Genomic DNA, 15662 nt, shown 5'->3' on the forward strand with positions numbered 1-15662 from the left:
GGATAGGACGTGACAAAATGGGAAAGCGTTACCCACTCGTTCACCCAAATGTGAAAGGCTTTTTGCATGGTGGCGATTACAATCCAGATCAATGGCTCCATATGCCAGAGATCATAGACGAAGATTTTCGATTAATGAAGCTTGCACACTGTCAAACATTCTCCATCAACATTTTCGCATGGAGTAAGCTAGAGCCAAAAGAAGGTCAGTATGACTTTGGATGGCTGGATGACATCATGGACCGCTTAGCAGCGCAGGGGGCACACGCCATTCTCGCAACGCCAAGCGGGGCAAGACCTGCTTGGCTGTCACAAACATATCCAGAAGTATTGCGCGTCGAAGCGAATCGTCAGCGTAACTTACATGGACTGCGCCATAATCATTGCTTTACCTCTCCGGTTTATCGAGAAAAAACGAACGCACTCAACCGGCTGCTGGCGGAACGCTACAAGGATCATCCCGCACTGATCATGTGGCACATTTCAAATGAGTACGGCGGCGAGTGTCATTGCGACCTGTGCCAGGAAGCATTTCGAGACTATTTGAAGGACAAATACAATCATGATCTTGAGGCTTTAAATCAAGCATGGTGGACAGGATTTTGGAGCCATACGTATAGTGATTGGTCACAAATCGAGTCACCTGCACCGCATGGGGAGCACATGATTCACGGCATGAACCTGGATTGGAAGCGCTTTGTCACAGCACAAACGATCAATTTTTATCAAAATGAAATTAAGCCGCTGCGGGAATTGACGCCTCATATCCCAGTAACCACGAACTTTATGGGCGACTATCCGCATATGCGTCCATTCCTTGGGCTGGATTATCATCAATTTGCAAAAGAGGTCGATGTGATCTCATGGGATAGCTATCCTGCTTGGCATAGCGGCAGAGAAACAACGGCCGAATTAGCATCAAACGTTGCCTTTGTACATGATTTGTATCGTTCCTTAAAGGACGGACAGCCGTTTCTCGTCATGGAGAGTACGCCTAGCCTTGTAAACTGGCATGAAGTGAACAAGGTCAAACATAAAGGCATGGCACACCTTTCTGCCATGCAGGCAATTGCTCACGGATCAGACTCCGTGCTTTATTTCCAGTGGCGGCAAGGCCGAGGCGCCTCTGAGAAATTCCACGGTGCCGTTGTCGATCATTCTGGCCATGAACATACGCGTGTGTTTCAAGAGGTAGCTGATCTAGGGAAACAACTGGAGCAGCTGCAGCCAATTGCGGGCACGTCCGTTCAGCCAGAGGTCGCCATCATTTGCGATTGGGAAAATCACTGGGCCATTGATGATGCGCAAGGCTTAAATAACACAAACAAACGCTATGTAGAGGCTTGTCAAACTCACTATCGAAGCTTTTGGAAAAAAGGCATCCCTGTTGACATTGTCGGAATGGAAAAAGATTTCTCATCCTATCGTGTGCTCATTGGGCCAATGCTCTACATGATCAAACCAGGCGTTGCAGAAAAAATTGAAGCCTTTGTCAAAGAGGGCGGCATTTTTATCGCGACTTACTGGAGCGGCATAGTCGACGAAAATGATCTCTGTTTCCTCGGCGGTTTTCCTGGTCCTCTCCGCCATGTACTTGGCATTTGGGCAGAGGAAATCAACACATTGATGCCTGATGAACATGTGTTAATGACCACAGGGAATGGACGCACCTATCATGTCGGACAATACTGCGAATCCATACACCCTGAGACGGCCTCTGTGCTAGGGCATTTTGAGAATGGCTGCTACGAAGGACAGCCGGCCCTGACTGTCCGTTCATTAGAAAGAGGGAAAGCATACTATATGGCCTCAGAAAATGATCAGGATTTTTATGATGAATTTTACGAAGACCTTATCGCAGGTATTGGCATACAGCCCGTCCTATCCACTGCAATTCCAGAAGGAGTCAGTGTACAAAAACGAACAGACGGTACGCAGGACTATGTGTTTTTGATGAATTTCACAGAAGAGCAGCAGAACATATCACTAGATTCAGAGGCAAGTTATGAGAATATGCTGACTGGACAGCAAGTGTCTGAGCAGCTTCAACTTGATCCTTACGAGTATGTCATCTTGAAAAAATAGTTGAAAGAAGCGTCCATTTATTGGGCGCTTTTTGATTTAATAAGTCTAAATACCCATATTAATCATTGTGAACTTTAATCGTTATTTTTATCTAAATTTTTTTACAATATTTGATGCCGCGACACGACTGGTCTCTCCATCCTTTTTTACCATTGTATAGGTATGAAAGCGGTTGCTTCTTACTCATAAATTTGATACCCTTTTTTTTCAATGCAGCTGTGGGAATGCATTGGATGAAAAGTATAGACAAATGTAAACGGTTTATTTGTAGGGGGAGGGGCTTATGTTAACGTTTGTTGGATTGATGATTATTTTAACGATTGTTGTGCTGCTGATTTGGGGGAAAGCAAGTCCAATTGTCGCCATGGTCATGGTGCCTTTAATAGGGGCACTCATTGCGGGATTTGGGATCAATGACATTCAAACCTTCTTCGAGGAAGGGATTATCAAAGTATTGCCGGTGGCGACCATGTTTATCTTCGCCATTTTATTTTTTGGCATTTTGCAAGATACAGGGTTCTTTGAACCTGTAATTAAAACTTTAATCAAGCTGACAAAAGGAAATGTTGTCACAGTTGCAATGGGAACTGCTTTGATTGGGGTGATCGCACACTTAGACGGAGCAGGGGCTACGACCTTTTTATTAACTGTACCTGCACTGCTTCCGCTTTATAAAAAATTACATATGAGTCCTTATTTACTGCTGTTATTAATCGGGACGAGTGCTGGATTAACCAATATGATTCCATGGGCTGGACCGACTGGACGGGCAGCAAGTGTCCTGAATATGGACCCCTCTGAGCTCTGGGTTCCGCTCATTCCAATTCAGCTCATTGGCGTTGTGCTCGTGTTAGGGATGGCATTCATGTTAGGAAAGAGGGAAGAAAAGCGAATTCGGGTGAAAATTGCTGCAAATGAAATAGCTGCGGTTCAACTAGAAGGTGCAGATTGGGATCGTGCCATTCAGTCTATTAGTGAAACGGGAGACGCCTCTTTAAAGCGTTATCATCTCATTTGGGTGAACCTTGTTCTGTTTTTGTGTGTTGTGGTGCTTCTCGTGTTGAACGTGATTCCTGCTAGTTTTATGTTTATGATTGGTCTGTCTCTCGCACTATTAATTAACTTTCCGAATGTGAATCTGCAAATGGAAAGGATCAAGGCACACGCACCTAGTGCGCTGATGATGGCGGCTGTGATTTTTTCCGCAGGGTCATTTTTAGGAATTCTTGAAGGCACAGGGATGCTGAAAGCCATTGCTGTTGACAGTATTCACATTTTACCAGCCTTCTTGCTGCCATTTTTACATATCATTGTTGGGATGCTTGGAGTGCCACTCGATATGCTGACAAGTACAGATGCCTATTATTACGCCCTTCTGCCAATTGTTGAATCCATTACATCTGAAGTTGGCGTACCAGGTACTTCTGCGGCATATGCCATGATGATTGGGAACATCATTGGAACCTTTGTCAGCCCGCTTGCTCCCGCTGTTTGGCTCGCTGTAGGTCTTGCAGGGGTTGATATGGGGAAACACATCCGCTACTCCTTCTTTTGGATGTGGGGATTCAGTATTATCCTTCTGTTCGTGGCGATGCTGATTGGCATCATTTAAAAAGAAAGACATGCGCGGATATGCGCATGTCTTTTCTTTCATTATGAAGGATATTCACTTGTGTGAATGTCTGTATTCGGCTTTCTAATAAGAGACATTAATCCAATGATAAACAATAGAACCATTGGAGCGAATGCAAGGCCAACTGTTCCAATTAAAAGAGTCACAGCAGAAACCAAGAAAAGAATACCTGAAAGCACGGCACGACGGTCAGTTTTCAAGAAAATCACACCTACAATCGACAGCACAGCCGCAATTGCGGAAACGACCATAAACTGAGTACCAAATGCATTGACAGAAGCTTGAAGTGTTTCAATCGGCAATGTTTCCCCTTCCTCTTTCAACACTTCATTGATTTCATCATAAAAAGATGGACCCACAGAAAGGATTAATGCCCCAAACCCGACACCAATGGCATTGAGGACAATACTAATAATCCCCATAATTTTTTCACCTTTACGTTTAATCATGTGTAAACCTCCTAAAAAATTAAATTAACCTGTTTTCACTTCTCGCTTTTGGAAGACGATTAAGGCAATAGCTAAGAAAATAGCCCAATAGATGACTAGGACGATTAGTGAGAATCCTAGGGACATACCTTCGATAACTGTAACCTGTTCCATAAAGTATTGGGATGGATCGTTTGCAAATAACAGATATTTTGACCAATCAAAAAAGAGCATTAAAATACCTGTGACTGATCCACCCACAATATACGCTAACACACTAATGGCAATGGAGATAGCTTCACTTCTAAACACTGTAGAAATGGCGAACGAAAGGGTTCCCAAAACGACAAACATTGCACAATGAGCGAGATAATAATAGACCATATTGGCAAACTGTGAACGTTCAATCACTTCACCATTTTGATACACCAAATTCACATAATCAGTGTTAAGTCCAAAGAAAATAGCACCCAATATGAATGACAAAATAAATAGCACCCCAACAAGTAAAAGAGCATACAGCTGCACCGTAATATATTTAGATATTAGGATCTTTAGCCTTGATGGTGGGCGAATCAATAATAATTTAATTGTACCATGCTTGTATTCAGCCGACACAATGGTGGAAGCAATAATGATCACAAACACACCGACTAGCTGAAGTAAATTGGCGTTTGTTTTCACATAATCCCATACACTGTGGCTAAACTGATCAGCTGGCGGCAAATTATGCTTGATTCGATAATCATTAATAGCGATCTCTTTTTCAAGCTCTCTTTTAAAGAAACCATTCTCTGTCTCTTTAAGCTCCTTCTTGTTTTCCTTATTCATCATTTCTAGCTGAGTTTTCCAATCACCTGAAGCTTGATCTTTGTCATTTGTTTTCACTACAAAGATCAGCGTGGCAACCATACCTAACACAAGAAGCCCAACCATAATCCAAGTACCAACACGATAACTGATTTTCATCCACTCGTTTTGAATGAGGCGAATCATACGTCTGCCTCCTTTTTACCTGTTAAGCTTAAGAACTTATCTTCTAAGGTTTGTTTTTCGATTTTGATTTCGTACAAATGAATAGACGCGCTGCTCAAATGACGGATCAATTCCGGCATTTTTTGTTCTGGCATAGAGAAAAATAAGTACTGCTCCTCTTCTCTTACAGTGACGCCTTCCTCAAATGCACCAATGAGCTTCTGTGCTTCTTCAAGCTCCCCTGCTGCCACCTTCATTCGATAATTAACCAAATCATCCTGCTTCGTCTCAGCACGCTGATCCTCAATCGCAATCAGCTTTCCTGTTTGGATAATTGCAAAGCGATCACACATCAATTCCATCTCTGACATGAGGTGACTTGAAACAATTACAGCCAGCCCTTCTTCCTTCGCAAGCCTTCTCAAGTAATCTCGTATCATTCGAATTCCCTCAGGATCAAGTCCATTGGTCGGCTCATCTAAGATTAGCAGTTTCGGTCTATGTATGAGTGCCTGCGCAATGCCCAATCGCTGTTTCATCCCTAATGAAAATGTACGCACACGTTTATGTTTCACATGCTGTAAGCTGACTAGCTCTAACAGCTCATCAATTCGCGCTTCATCCACTTTCCCATTCATTCTGGCAAAGTGAACAAGATTTTGTCTTGCCGTTAAATGATTATACATTTCTGGATTTTCAATAATCGCACCGACATGTTGGATAGCATGCTGATAGGAGGTTTGAATACTATGACCATTAATCAGAATATCACCAGATGTAATGGGAGAAAGACCGACCATCATACGAATGGTTGTGGTTTTCCCTGCACCATTTGGTCCTAAGAAGCCAAAGACTTCGCCCGCTTGGACAGAAAAGCTCAAGTCTTGAACAATCTTTTTCCCGTGAATATGCCTAGATACATTATGCAGTTCTAAAACGTTCGTCACGTTACCTCTCCTTCTTTGTCTAAGTATCATCTATCATTCTATTTCCTGATAAACACCATGATCCGTCAAAAATAGAAGAACACTTCCATATGGTACAGCAATGCCCAAAAGTTGTGAAGGGGATTAGCCAAAATTTAGCGAATCATCTGCTTTTTTAAGGTAGAGTTAAGGTAATGATTTAAAATCCTCTAATTCTATATTACTTAAAGACTGTGGGATTCAACATGCGATCCGTCTTACTCTCGTAACATAAATATATAATAGAGGCATGCAATAAGATGTAAAGATAAGTCCCCCTGTTTTTTTTTCAATACTCACTGTTGCAGGAGGTATTATTTTATCGTATGTAATTTCAGCTATCGTCTGCTCTGAGCTTTCTAATCTTATACGATTATTGGCAAAACCCTTCTTTAGATAATATGTAGTATCATCTATTACTAATTTCATCATTGGATTTATTTTGATTTTAGTTCTATCTTCTAATATTAACTTTCCTTTATCTTTACATTCTATCACCCAGTTTGAACGAAACATGGATTGGAGGGATTTATTTTCAATAGCTGTTACAACCATATTAGAATTCGAATCCATTACCTCAACATTCACATAAAACTCATCAAATATGTAATCAATCAACTTTTCCACTTTATTTGTATAAAATCTTTTTATAAATCCAATGTTAACACCATCTTTATTAATAATTGGTATACATTTGGTCGTTTTTTTGATTACAGGCTTCTTAAAATACCCAAACTCCATTTTTATCTCCCATTTATTTTTTGGACTCAATTAATTTATGAAATGTTAAGCTTAAATTATTCCAATAATGTATACGGATATTCCTTTGAATAGTTCCTCATCATTTTAAAAACTGTATAAAAATATAAAACACCTAATTTATTAAGGGATATGTTTCCTTTAACAATTTAGGTGTTTTTTGTACAACTATAACATTCTTATACTTATTTCTTGCTCAGATTTAGCCTTCATCGGCAAGTTCTAATAGTATAGCTTTTTTTGTTTATATCTTTTTCACAAACTCTGATTTTAATTTCATTGCGCCGAAGCTAGGAATTTTACAATCAATGTTATGATCGCCTTCAACTAAACGAATGCCTTTGACCTTCGTTCCTATTTTCAAAACGGATGATGAACCTTTTACTTTTAGATCTTTAATGACAGAGACCGTGTCCCCATCACTTAACAGGTTCCCATTCGCATCTTTGACAACAAGCTGTTCCTCTGCCGCTTGTTCTTGTTCAAGTGACCATTCATGCGCACATTCAGGACAAATCAGCAAACTGCCGTCCTCGTATGTATAAGGTGAGCTGCACGAAGGACAATTCGGTAGATTAGACATTTTTGTTTCCTCCAACTTTCTACATCATTTATATCGATTTTACCACATTTCTTATAGAAGGAATGTGATAGAAAAGGAAACATTTTTCATCGTTTACTTCTTTCTTCCAATTTTTAACGCAGCCGCGATATTCCGAGCCGTTCTCTCTACATGAAGATTCGCATCTTGTATCGCCTCAGAAAGAGAGGTAATACCTGGAACGATACTAAACAGTGCATCAATTCCATGATCGTGTACGACTGCACTGTCATTTGCAAGAGAGCCTGCGATGCCAATCACAGGCAGATGATACTGCTTCGCTGCTTTTGCTACACCGATTGGCGTTTTTCCATAAATGGTCTGCCGGTCAATTCGGCCTTCTCCCGTAATGACAAGGTCTGCCTCCTTGATGACGTCATTAAAATGAACAGCCTTCAGCACAATATCGATTCCTCTTTGCAAATCGGCTTGTAAAAAGCCTAATAAACTCGCACCAAGCCCTCCTGCCGCTCCTGCCCCTGCTGCATCTCCAAAAGAGACATTGAACTGCTTTTCAGCTACTTGTGCAAAATGAGCCAGATTCTTGTCTAACACTTGAACCATTTCTTCATCTGCTCCTTTTTGAGGACCGAAAACAGCAGACGCTCCTCTCTCACCCGTTAAAGGATTATCCACATCACAAGCCGCCTCCAGACGGACGGATTGCAGTCTTGGATCGAGTCCAGATAAATCAATTGAAGCTAATTGATGAAGTGCCCCGCCGCCTGACGTCAGGGGATGTCCTGTTTTATCAAGGAAAGCTGCACCTAATCCTTGCATCATCCCAACACCGCCATCATTTGTTGCACTTCCGCCAAGCCCAATGATCACATGCTTCGCTCCTATATCCAGCGCTGCAAGTATTAATTCACCCGTTCCTCTCGATGTCGTCCATAACGGATTACGTTTTTCTCGCGGGACAAGGTGTAAACCAGAGGCTGCAGCCATCTCTATGACAGCAGTCTGACCGTCTCCTAACATGCCAAAAAAGGCATTCACTGGCTCACCAAGCGGGCCCGTGACCACTTGATGAACAATGTGTCCGCCCGTCGCATCAACCAACGATTGAACGGTCCCCTCTCCTCCATCTGCCATTGGCAGTTTGATATACTCTGCGTTTGGCAAAACAGAACGAAATCCTCGTTCAATGGCACATGCTGTCTCATAAGCAGACAAACTTTCTTTAAATGAATCTGGTGCGATCACAATTTTCATCCTAAAGCCCCTCTTTTCTTGTCATGTCCTCAGCCAAACAGCTGGAAAACGCCAAAAATAATGGTTGATACAACGGTTAACGTCAAACCGATTAACGATTCAAAAGGCATGAGCTTCAAACGCTCTTTGATATCCATTTGAACACTTCCTGCTGTTGCATGGAAAAAGCTCCCGTGCGGCATATGGTCAAGCACTGTTGCGCCAGCATGAATCATGGCTGCCCCTGAAAGAGCAGATACACCAAGCCCAATCAGCGTTCCGCTAAACACACCACTCGCGACCGCCGTTCCTGCTGTTGTCGAAGCGGTCGCGGCTGACATAAATATTCCTGAAGTTGGCGCAAGTAAATATGGAGGTAAACCCGAGGCATCCAGTGCCTGAATAAACACATCTTTTAAGGACGAATTCGATACGATTCCTGCTAGTGTACCTGTCCCTAATAACATGATCGCGACACCTGACATTTTATGGAGCCCCGACATCGCATAATCATTGAGAAATTTCCCTTTTTTCATGAAAAGAGCACCTACAATCCCTCCAATCGGTAAGGCGATCATTGGGTCTATATTGATTTGAAAAAGCGGTCTTAAAGCCAACAATAAAATGGTAACCAGCGGACCAGCCAGTGCTTGAAAAAAGGCAGGTATTTGAACTTTATTTTGCCCAGTTTCCTCTTCAAGAACGGGTGTCCCTTTGTTTGCAAGCTTTTTAGCTAATACATATGTAATCGCCAACCCGAACACAGCCGGAATGATTCCTGCAGCCATCATTGAAGTCAGAGATACACCAAAAGCGTCTGAAGCGGCAATAGCATTCGGATTCGGGGACATGATATTTCCTGCCTTCCCTCCTCCAATCATAGCAAGGAGAATTCCCGTTTTTGAGAGCTTTGCGCGTTTGGCAATAGCAAGTGCGATTGGCGCTACCGTAATAACCGCAACATCTACAAAAACGCCTACTGTTGTTAAAATCATTGTTGCAAGAGCGAGTGCTAATAGTGCCCTCGCCTCACCAAGCCTTCTCACAATGGCCTCAGCGATAGATAACGCTGCACCTGATTCAATGAGAACACCAGCCAGTACACCTGCGGCCATAATTCTAAGGACAGCCGGAATCATGTCCTTAGCACCTTCCATCATAACGTTGACGGTCTGAACAATGTCTACACCGCCAACCAATCCGCCTATAAATGCACCTGCCAGCATGCCATAAGCAGGTGATACTTTTTTTAGAATGAGAACAATCGCGATCACAAGCGCCGCCATGGCTCCCAGAGTACTTACCGTCACATCTCCACCCATTCTCAATCCCCCTAAAAATATCTTTCTCCAATTGTAAGCGTTTACCCAAAGGGATTGTGTTGTGAATCTGGATGAACTTTTTTAACTGACCACTCTACCGAATTGTGCATTTGCACAATCAAGATAGTTGAGTCATTAGCTGCGCCATATAAAGCTCGATTAACTGTTTTACATGACGAGGGTCTTTTCCGGTCAATCCTTGAATTTTGTCTAAACGATAACGCAATGTATTTCGATGAATAAATAAACGATCAACAATTCTTTGCAAATCACCGCCCTCTTCAATGTAAACCCTTAATGTATGGGCGAGCTCTGCTTCTTGTGTCAAAGGCTTGTAAAAGTCAGTCCATCGACTGTTCTTTTCAGCAATTCCCGCCATCATGAAGAAGCTTTCCAGTTGATAAGACTCAAAGAAATACATACTTTCCTCCGGATCAAGAGCCTTCCCTAACCTCAGGGCTTCTCTCGCATGCTGAAAAGAAATGGGCAGCTGGCTGATGTCTTCAGCGACAGTCCCTATCCCCACTAACACTTGGCTTCCTACTGCTCTTTGCATTGTTTTTTGCAGATGACCTGCCGCCTGCTTTACTCGATGGTCAGGTATGGGCTGACTTAAAAGAATCAATTCATGACAAAAGGTCATGCCAAGTAAATCATCTGCCTTCTTATCATATTGAATCGCATGCATCAATTTATGAACAGCATCCTCTGAGGAGGGAACTGGCTGAAAAACAATAGCCATTCGGCGCTTGTCTAAATCCATTCCCAGCCAAGCCGCTCGATTTTTCAGCTGATGATCCCCAGCATCAGAATATGAAATCAGCTGATTGACAATTTCACTTTCTATTCGATGACGCCATTGAACCCGTTCAAGAAGGAAAGATTGCTCTAACACCAGTTCTGCTGCCATCTTCACCAGCTCGGCATGATGCCGAATGTCCTCTGGTTCACCAGTAATTCCAATCACACCAACTACTTTTTCATGGAAGCAGATAGGCAAGTTAATCCCAGGTTTCACCCCTTCTAAGCGCAAAGAGGTCTCCTGGTCAATTTCCACACTGTTCCCGCTTGTCAGCACAAGCCGTGCACCGTCATGTTTCTGGCCAATCCTGTTTCGTTCACCAGAACCAATAATGACACCATCTGCATTCATCACATTGATGTTTTTATGTAAAATATGCATCGTACGTTCAACCATTTCTTGAGCCAATTCACTGGTCAAAAATTGCATTTGCCATCTCCCCTGAAGGTTTTTTCATTCAATGTATCATAGTGTCTTTGAACAATAAACGCAAAGTGTTTAAAAACCAGCCATTGACAAAGTCACCCTGAAAAGTGTTTAATCAAATCAAGAACCGACCGACAGTCTAGTTAAAAGAAAGGATGGCTTTATGAGAACCGTTAAACATCCTGAGGAACGTAAAAATGACATATTAAACGCAGCCGAAGCGCTTTTTTCAACCAAAGGCTATCAGAAAACAACGATTATTGACATATTAAAAGCCGTTGGCATTGCAAAAGGCACCTTTTACTACTACTTTGCATCCAAAGAAGAAGTAATGGATGCCATTATTGACAGAATCATCAAAGAAGATATCATCGTGGCAAAGCGTATTGCGGCTGAGCCAGACCTTCCAGTCGTTGACAAACTATTTCGTATCATCATGGCGCAATCACCTCAGCAAGGAAGCCATAAACAGGGTATGATCGATCAGTTCCATCAGCCTTCTAATGCAGAAATGCATCAAAAAAGCTTAATCAAAGCCATTAAAGAACTATCACCCGTGTTGGCAGATGTTATTCAGCAAGGTGTAGAGGAAGGGACATTCAAAACGAAGTATGCGCAAGAGACGGTTGAATTCCTTCTTGCTTCTGCACAGGTCATATTTGATGAAGGCCTTTTTCAATGGTCAGCCGAAGAAAGTATACAACGCGCTTTAGCTTTTATCGATATACTCGAATCCTCATTGCATGCAAAAAAGGGGAGCTTTTCATTCCTGCTGAAGCGATTATCTGGAGAGCTGGATGAAAATAATCAGTGATTGGTCACTTCAATACCAATCCTGCATACATCATAGACTGACGGTCGGTCTAAAAGGAGAGTGATATTTATGTCTTTGTTATCCAAAAGAGGCTCATCCCACTTTATCTACCTCGTTCTCGGACAGATTATTTCCGTTTTCGGATCTTCTCTCATTCGGTTTGTTCTATCTTTACACGTACTGGATATGACGCACCGAGTTAATTTATATGCCTTACTTTTCGCTTTATCCAATATCCCGCTCCTTCTCTCCCCGTTAGCTGGTGCAATCGCTGACCGGTTTAACAGAAGGAACTTAATGATTTTATTTGATGTCCTCACCGGCATGATGATTCTTGCCTTTTATTTTTGGTTATTTTCGGGAAATGATTCACTCTATATGATCGGAGCTGTCATGATACTGCTTGGCGTGATGAGTACGTTCTATGCTCCCGCTGTCATGTCCAGCATTCCACAGCTAGTGAAACAAGAGCAATTAGAACAAGCAAACGGCATCGTCAATGGCGTTCAGGCACTTTCAGGTGTTCTCGCACCTATTATCGGAGGAGTTCTATACGGAATGATTGGAAGCCAATCCATCATCGGTGCAAGTGCCATCGTATTTTTCCTATCAGCCTGCATGCTTTTAAGGTTAAACATTTCCTTCTTCCCTAGCCCGCTGACAGAGTCTATGGGCAAAGTGCTCATAAAAGATATGAAACAAGGATTTTCTTATATTGGCAGCCAGCCATTTTTAAAAAGAGCCATGCTGCTTGCTGCAATGTTAAATTTCATCCTTACACCATTTTTTATTGTTGGGGGACCAATCATTTTAAGGGTCACAATGAAGAGCAGTGACATCATGTATGGAATAGGCATGGGCTTGATTGAATTCGCTGTCATCGCAGGGGCTCTGCTAGTGGGACTTGTAGCGAAGCATTGGCGCATTCCTACTTTATATCGCTGGCTTCTTGTCATCGCAGTCATCTTGCTGCCTGTGGCGTTCTCAACATCCAAAACAGCTCTTCAATTTGGCACTTATCCAGCTTATTTTCTCTTTTTAGCAGGATGCCTTCCAATTGCTATGCTGCTGACTATGATCTCAATCGTTGTGATTTCACATGTTCAAAAGAAAACACCAAATCATCAGTTGGGAAAAGTGATGGCCAATCTGACAATGGTTTCTCAATGTGCTGCTCCGCTTGGCCAAATGATGTATGGATTCTTGTTCAATACGTTTTCAGCCACCGTGTATGTGACGGTGCTCATCGTCAGTACTTTCATGTTTGCACTAGCCTGCTTAACAAAAAATATGCTTCAGCATGAAGGAGAATCAGCCTCATGAGATTAGCGTTTATAAAGAAAGACTTAACCCGTCACCGCCTTATTGCAATCGGCTTAACCATTTGCATCATGATGACTTCATTTCTCGCAGCAAGTGCAGCTCAAATGATCGTACAGCTGAATGGTTCCATTTCTAACCTGCTCCATTCTGCCAAAGCGCCAGACTTTGTCCAAATGCATGACGGCGACCTAAATGAAAAAGACATTGAAGCATTTTCAAGCAAGCAGTCCATGGTAAAAGCCCATCAAATCGTCCCAATGATACCAATTGAACATGCAAACATCAGGTTCGGACATGAGCCTGCCAAAGCAGGTGTGATGGATCATTTATTTGTGAAGCAAAATCGCAACTTTGATTTTCTTTTAAATGAACAAAACGAAAAGCTCACTGTCAATAAAGGAGAAGTGGCTGTCCCAATTTATTTTCAACAAAAGTATCAGCTCAACATAGGTGAAACGTTACTGATTGAGAAAGGAGCTAATCAATTCACCTTTCGCATCAAAGCGTTCTTGCGAGATGCACAAATGAACCCCAGTCTTGTCAGTTCAAAAAGATTTCTTCTTCATAACGAGGATTGGTATGCAATAAATCAAGTGTTTCATCACAAAGAGTACTTAATCGAATTTTTACTACATGATGCCGCTCAGACAGATACCTTTCAAGCCATCTATCAATCATCACAACTGCCACAACAAGGTCCATCTGTCACATTACCTTTACTGCGTATGCTGAATGCATTGACAGATGGAATGGTCATTGCCATTCTCCTGCTTGTTTGCCTGCTGCTCATCAGTATAGCCCTTCTCTCACTCCATCTTGCTATGACGGCTTCAATAGAAGAGGATGAACGTGAAATTAGCATACTGAAGGTGCTTGGGATCCCTTTAACAAAAATCAAGCAATTATACGTTGGTAAGTATGCCGCGCTTGCTTGTGCAGGGTGTATAGCAGGATATGTGTTAACGCTTATATTTGGTGATATGTTTACAACCAATATCCACCGTTACATGGGGAATCAGCCTTCTTTTGCTCATTGGTTAATCCCGCTTTTTGTTTCTATTGCGACGGCAATGATCGTCATCTCTTTCAGCTATGCTGTCTTAAGAAAGTTTGGTCAAATATCAGCTGCTCAAGCACTTCAAGGCGTTATCAACCCACTGGGTCAAAAGAAAAGAATACCTATGCACCTCAAGAAAAGCAGGTTCATACCGATCAATATTTGGCTTGGTTTAAAAGATCTGATATCACGAAAGAAGCTGTACACAACGATTTCTTGTATTATTGCACTCTGTACATTTTTAATGCTCATGCCTATTCAGCTATGGCATACCTTACAATCACCGGATTTCATCACATACCTTGGCTCTGGTAAAAGTGACCTTCGAATGGATATACGCCAAGGAAATCATCTAGCGAAAAATACAAACGAAATAGAATCAATGATTCGTGAAGATCAGAGCATACAAACAGCAGCCATCTATAAAACTACTTCTCTTCAGGTGAAATCAAAGGAGAACACATTAGAAACGCTCTACTTAGAAACAGGTGAGCTCTCAGCATTTCCCCTCAACTATTTACAAGGACGGCAGCCTTTAAAGAATGAAGAAATTGCCTTATCCGTATTAAATGCAGATTCACTTCAGAAAAAGATAGGAGAAAGAATCACTCTCGTAACTAATGGGCATAAAATCCAAAGAACGGTAACAGGTATTTATCAGGACGTGACAAATGGAGGCAAAACAGCAAAAGCAATATCACAGCCATTTCCTCAAACAGCTCTTTGGCAAACCGTTCAAATCCAACTAAAACCAGGAGTAAATATCGCAGAGAAAAAGACAGTATTTGAAAAGAAGATATCTCCTGCAAAAGTGACAGATATGAAAGAATACGTTCATCAAACGATCGGCAGCACAGCAGCTATTGTAAAAGTCATTGCATTTTTTGCTGCATTAGCTGCCTTTGGAACCGCCAGCTTAATGCTATTCATGTTTCTGCACATGTTAAAGGCGAAAGATTCAAGCCGAAACCACATGCTAAGAACAATTGGACTTTCTATAACAGATATAACAGTACAATATATAACGAGTTTTATCGCTGTTCTCTCTTTTGGCGCCTTTATTGGAACAATCGCGGTCAATACCATTGGTCCTGCTTTGATGAGTATAGGAGGAGCAACATTAGGGGCGTCGAGCCTCCAGTGGCTGTCACCACAATGGGTGTCAGTTGTGTACCCGTTTACACTATTTATTGTCAATTTAGCTTTGACCACCTGGTTATTGAAGACGTTTTTTTCTAGTCAAACGACAAGGCAAACACTTTTATAAGGAGATGTTTCA

13 protein-coding genes are annotated in these 15662 nt (G+C 42.0%); 5 read left to right on the forward strand and 8 right to left on the reverse strand.

Going from position 1 to position 15662, the window contains the following annotated elements; all coding sequences use genetic code 11:
* Nucleotides 1-17 precede the first annotated feature (17 nt).
* Both MHB66_RS18435 and MHB66_RS18440 read left to right on the forward strand, forming a co-directional pair.
* Nucleotides 18-2084 (forward strand): beta-galactosidase, encoded by a 2067-nt coding sequence (locus MHB66_RS18435; RefSeq protein WP_342490566.1) that lies wholly within the window; start codon nucleotides 18-20, stop codon nucleotides 2082-2084.
* A 283-nt stretch (nucleotides 2085-2367) separates the two neighbouring features.
* A complete protein-coding gene (locus tag MHB66_RS18440; RefSeq protein ID WP_046312681.1) occupies nucleotides 2368-3696 on the forward strand; it encodes a citrate:proton symporter in 1329 nt (442 codons plus the stop codon).
* Nucleotides 3697-3737: 41 nt separating this feature from the next.
* Here MHB66_RS18440 and MHB66_RS18445 read toward each other — a convergent pair whose 3' ends face one another.
* The 8 genes from MHB66_RS18445 to MHB66_RS18480 all read right to left on the reverse strand — a co-directional run bounded on the left by MHB66_RS18445 (nucleotide 3738) and on the right by MHB66_RS18480 (nucleotide 11192).
* Nucleotides 3738-4166 (reverse strand): DUF4064 domain-containing protein, encoded by a 429-nt coding sequence (locus MHB66_RS18445; protein WP_046312679.1) that lies wholly within the window; start codon nucleotides 4164-4166, stop codon nucleotides 3738-3740.
* Nucleotides 4167-4190: 24 nt separating this feature from the next.
* On the reverse strand, nucleotides 4191-5141 hold the full coding sequence (locus MHB66_RS18450) for an ABC transporter permease subunit (RefSeq protein ID WP_041118325.1): 951 nt from the start codon (nucleotides 5139-5141) through the stop codon (nucleotides 4191-4193).
* The gene (locus MHB66_RS18455) at nucleotides 5138-6067 is read right to left on the reverse strand and encodes an ABC transporter ATP-binding protein (protein WP_034281408.1); all 930 of its coding nucleotides are present in this window, start codon (nucleotides 6065-6067) and stop codon (nucleotides 5138-5140) included. The genes MHB66_RS18450 and MHB66_RS18455 overlap by 4 nt, the downstream gene beginning before the upstream one ends.
* A gap of 219 nt (nucleotides 6068-6286) precedes the next feature.
* Nucleotides 6287-6826, reverse strand: coding sequence for a hypothetical protein (locus MHB66_RS18460; protein WP_046312673.1), 540 nt, complete (start codon nucleotides 6824-6826; stop codon nucleotides 6287-6289).
* Nucleotides 6827-7088: 262 nt separating this feature from the next.
* Nucleotides 7089-7427 (reverse strand): zinc ribbon domain-containing protein YjdM, encoded by a 339-nt coding sequence (locus tag MHB66_RS18465; protein ID WP_034281410.1) that lies wholly within the window; start codon nucleotides 7425-7427, stop codon nucleotides 7089-7091.
* Between the two features lie 93 nt (nucleotides 7428-7520).
* Nucleotides 7521-8660, reverse strand: a complete 1140-nt coding sequence (locus MHB66_RS18470) for a glycerate kinase (protein WP_046312671.1) — start codon at nucleotides 8658-8660, stop codon at nucleotides 7521-7523.
* A 29-nt stretch (nucleotides 8661-8689) separates the two neighbouring features.
* Nucleotides 8690-9961, reverse strand: coding sequence for a GntP family permease (locus MHB66_RS18475; protein ID WP_046312669.1), 1272 nt, complete (start codon nucleotides 9959-9961; stop codon nucleotides 8690-8692).
* 118 nt (nucleotides 9962-10079) lie between these two features.
* Nucleotides 10080-11192, reverse strand: coding sequence for a sugar diacid recognition domain-containing protein (locus tag MHB66_RS18480; protein ID WP_046312667.1), 1113 nt, complete (start codon nucleotides 11190-11192; stop codon nucleotides 10080-10082).
* Between the two features lie 160 nt (nucleotides 11193-11352).
* On the opposite strand from MHB66_RS18480, the gene MHB66_RS18485 reads away from it, so the two are divergent.
* The 3 genes from MHB66_RS18485 to MHB66_RS18495 all read left to right on the forward strand — a co-directional run bounded on the left by MHB66_RS18485 (nucleotide 11353) and on the right by MHB66_RS18495 (nucleotide 15650).
* Entirely contained in the window at nucleotides 11353-12003 is a 651-nt protein-coding gene (locus tag MHB66_RS18485; RefSeq protein WP_046312666.1) for a TetR/AcrR family transcriptional regulator, read from the forward strand.
* A 69-nt stretch (nucleotides 12004-12072) separates the two neighbouring features.
* Entirely contained in the window at nucleotides 12073-13326 is a 1254-nt protein-coding gene (locus tag MHB66_RS18490; RefSeq protein ID WP_046312664.1) for an MFS transporter, read from the forward strand.
* A complete protein-coding gene (locus MHB66_RS18495) occupies nucleotides 13323-15650 on the forward strand; it encodes an ABC transporter permease (RefSeq protein ID WP_046312662.1) in 2328 nt (775 codons plus the stop codon). The genes MHB66_RS18490 and MHB66_RS18495 overlap by 4 nt, the downstream gene beginning before the upstream one ends.
* The last annotated feature ends 12 nt before the right edge of the window (nucleotides 15651-15662 follow it).

Source organism: Bacillus sp. FSL L8-0167 (assembly GCF_038630295.1).
GTDB lineage: Bacteria > Bacillota > Bacilli > Bacillales > Bacillaceae > Bacillus > Bacillus safensis.

Bases quoted from the DNA above. Each gene is read 5' to 3' on its own strand.
- MHB66_RS18480 (WP_046312667.1), bottom strand. From the start codon at position 11,192: ATGCAATTTTTGACCAGTGAATTGGCTCAAGAAATGGTTGAACGTACG.
- MHB66_RS18445 (WP_046312679.1), bottom strand. From the start codon at position 4,166: ATGATTAAACGTAAAGGTGAAAAAATTATGGGGATTATTAGTATTGTC.
- MHB66_RS18440 (WP_046312681.1), top strand. From the start codon at position 2,368: ATGTTAACGTTTGTTGGATTGATGATTATTTTAACGATTGTTGTGCTG.
- MHB66_RS18490 (WP_046312664.1), top strand. From the start codon at position 12,073: ATGTCTTTGTTATCCAAAAGAGGCTCATCCCACTTTATCTACCTCGTT.
- MHB66_RS18450 (WP_041118325.1), bottom strand. From the start codon at position 5,141: ATGATTCGCCTCATTCAAAACGAGTGGATGAAAATCAGTTATCGTGTT.
- MHB66_RS18475 (WP_046312669.1), bottom strand. From the start codon at position 9,961: ATGGGTGGAGATGTGACGGTAAGTACTCTGGGAGCCATGGCGGCGCTT.
- MHB66_RS18495 (WP_046312662.1), top strand. From the start codon at position 13,323: ATGAGATTAGCGTTTATAAAGAAAGACTTAACCCGTCACCGCCTTATT.
- MHB66_RS18465 (WP_034281410.1), bottom strand. From the start codon at position 7,427: ATGTCTAATCTACCGAATTGTCCTTCGTGCAGCTCACCTTATACATAC.
- MHB66_RS18470 (WP_046312671.1), bottom strand. From the start codon at position 8,660: ATGAAAATTGTGATCGCACCAGATTCATTTAAAGAAAGTTTGTCTGCT.
- MHB66_RS18435 (WP_342490566.1), top strand. From the start codon at position 18: ATGGGAAAGCGTTACCCACTCGTTCACCCAAATGTGAAAGGCTTTTTG.
- MHB66_RS18485 (WP_046312666.1), top strand. From the start codon at position 11,353: ATGAGAACCGTTAAACATCCTGAGGAACGTAAAAATGACATATTAAAC.
- MHB66_RS18460 (WP_046312673.1), bottom strand. From the start codon at position 6,826: ATGGAGTTTGGGTATTTTAAGAAGCCTGTAATCAAAAAAACGACCAAA.